The organism is Euzebyales bacterium (assembly GCA_036374135.1).
Taxonomy (GTDB): Bacteria; Actinomycetota; Nitriliruptoria; order Euzebyales; family JAHELV01; genus JAHELV01.
Map to the genome: position 1 here is coordinate 1 of DASUUK010000111.1, position 2950 is coordinate 2950.

The 2950-nt window shown below is 70.9% G+C and carries 1 protein-coding gene; it reads left to right on the plus strand.

The window, feature by feature from the left end; translation table 11 throughout:
• The coding region (gene mobF, locus VFZ70_17495; protein ID HEX6257608.1) for a MobF family relaxase at nt 1-2389 on the plus strand (2389 nt) is incomplete at its 5' end.
• Between the last annotated feature and the right edge of the window lie 561 nt (nt 2390-2950).

A 2950-nucleotide genomic window follows, 5' to 3' on the forward strand; every position in this document is an offset into this window, starting at 1 on the left:
CTCGCCGCCGAAGTCGATTTCGGCGCTGTGGGCGCTCGCGCCCGAGGATGCCCGCGAGCAGGTATGGGAGGCGCAGGCTGCGGCGGTCGACGCCGCGGTCGGCTACCTCACCGCCCACGCGTGTGTCGCCCGGCTCGGCCGCGACGGCATCGACCGGCAAGACGGCTCCGACCTCGGATTCCTGCGGACAGACTTCATGCACCGCTGCTCCCGCGAGGGCGATCCGCAACTCCACTCGCATTCGATCCTCGTCAACACTCTCGAGGCGCCTGACGGGCGCCGCGCGGCGCTCGACGGTGGGCTGCTGTTCCAGCACGCCAAGGCCGCCGACGGCATCTACCAGGCAGCGCTTCGCGCCGAACTGACCCGTCTGCTTGGCGTCGGCTGGGAGCGCCGTGACGAGCAGTGGGAGGTCGCCGGCATCCCACCCGGCCTGTGTCGGGTGTGGTCGAAGCGGCGCAGCCAGATCACGGCCGCCCTGGCGGCGCGTGGCCTTGACCCTGACACTGCGTCGGGCCGCGGGGCGCAGACCGCGGCGCTCGCGACCCGCCACGCGAAGGTCCAGGTCGGCGATGGCCGGTTGCTGCACGACCGCTTCGCTCGTGAGGCGATCGCCGCCGGCCACGATCCCGGACGGATCCTCCAGGCGACGCTACCAACCGGCGTGCAGCACAACCCGTCACGCATCCCGCACGTCCGAAGGTTGCTGGATGCGATGACCGGCCCGGACGGCGTGACCAGGCAGTCGTCGAGCTTCTCCCGCCGCGACGCGGTCATTGACCTCGCCGGCCACTCGGCGATCCACGGCGTGACCGCCGACAATGCCGCCGGTCGCGTCGAGATCCTCGTCAACCGGTTGCTGCGCGACGACCGTGTCGTCCCGGTCCTCGCCCCCGCCGCCCGCACCAGCGGGGAGTTGCTGCGCGTCCGCGACGCCACCGGCCGCATCATCCGCACCGTCGATCAGGCCGAGCGCCGCTACACCACGATCGACCTGCTCGCCGCTGAAACCGAACTGCTGCACCGCGCTACCAGCCGCCGGGACGCTGGCGTCGCCCGAATCCCGCTCCGGATCGTCAACAGGGTCCTCTCCGCCCGTGCTGGCTTGGACCCAGATCAGCAGTCCATGGTCCGCACGCTCGCCTCCTCAGGTGCGGGCGTGGATGTGGTGGTCGGCAAGGCCGGGACGGGCAAGTCGACTGCGCTGGGCGCCTACCGCGCGGCGCTGGACGCCGCCGGCATCCCTGTCGTTGGCATTGCGCCATCCGCCACTGCCGCGCACCAACTCGCGGTGTCCGCCGGCATCACCGATACGGCCACCGTCGACCGGCTCTTGGCCGAGCTCCACCACAGCCGCCGAAGGCTGCCGCACGGCGTGGTCGTGGTGCTCGATGAGGCGGCTATGTGCCCCACCCGCAGGCGCCTGGCGCTGCAGCGCGCGGTTGACGCGGTCGGTGGCAAGGTCGTCGATGTCGGTGACCACCGCCAGATCCCGTCGGTCGACGTCGGCGGCGGCCACTACGCCCTCGCCCAGCGGCTCGGCGCCTCCGTCCTCGGCCAGAACCACCGGTTCCGCGACTCGGTGTACCGCGACGCCGCCGAACTCGTCCGCGACCACCAACCCGCCGCCGCGGTCAACGTCCTGCGCGCGCAGGGCGCGGTGTCCGACCACTACACACGGCCGGTCGACGCGTGGATGGAGATGGTCGACGACTGGCTCACTCACCGCAACACCGGTCACAGCGTGCTGATGCTCGCCACGGAGCGCGCCACGGTCGCCGAGCTCAACCGGCTCGCACGCGTCCACCTCGTCGCCCGCGGCGACATCGCCCGGCGCTCCCGCACCTACCGCGCGCCGGACGACCGCCGGACGGTCAACCTCGCGATTGGCGACGAGGTCATCCTCCGTCGCAACCACCGGTTGACCCAACCCGACGGCACCACCGTCGCCGTTCGCAATGGCATGACCGGCCGCGTCGCCGCCACCCGCCGCCGACACGTCACGGTCGAGCTGGACGGAGCCCATCGGTCGCTCGAAGGGCCCGCCCGGGTGACATTGCCGGCCGACTACGTTGGCGCGCACGTCGACTACGGGTACGCCCGCACCGTCGACACCGCCCAAGGCGCCACCGTCGATCACAGCCTGTTCGCGTCCTCCGCGTCGGCGACCGCCGAACGCGCGTACGTCGCACTGTCCCGCGGGCGACTGTCCAACCGCATCTACGCCACCGACGACCGCGCCTGGATCGACGCCATCGGCCAGCGCCGCGGCCACGCGCTCGCCGTCGACCAGAAGCCCAACACCCGCCGAATGTTGCAACAAGTCGTTCGAGTCGGCAGCCCGGGCCTCGACCGCGACCGTCAACCGCCACTCGGGGTTGGTCTGTAGCTCACGGTCACCCCGGCGACCAAGACCGTGGCGACTCGGGTCGGCAGGCCTGACGCATCGTCAGCCCGGACCGTCCAACAGGTGTCTGGGCACGAAGTCCCGAGGCCGGACGAAGCACCCGGCGAACCATTGCAGATCCGGGGATGCCGGCAGATTCGCATGCGGCGAAGCTATGGCCGCGAGCGCGCGCACGCCGCCGGGCACGAGCCGCCGCGCTGATCACGCCGGTGCTGCCGAAGCCGAACTCGTTGCCGTCCGGATTGTCGTACGTCACCCTTACGGGCATCTCCGTCAACGGGATCCTCGACCTGATCGAGGCATATTTCGGCTGCCCGCACGGGTCCTGAGAACGGCTCGGCGCTACCGGGATGAGCCGTAGGTCCACGTAGCACGGCGAGCGACGTTGACACCGCACACCAGCCACATCGAGCGGTCGCTACAAATGCCCCGAGCAGCTTAGAACGGCATCGAGCCGCCGGGCGCTCCCAAGCCCCTGGTGCCCTTGCGAGTCTTGCAGTTCGGACAGTACGGCATGGCACGGTCGAAGCGCTCCTTGCAGTA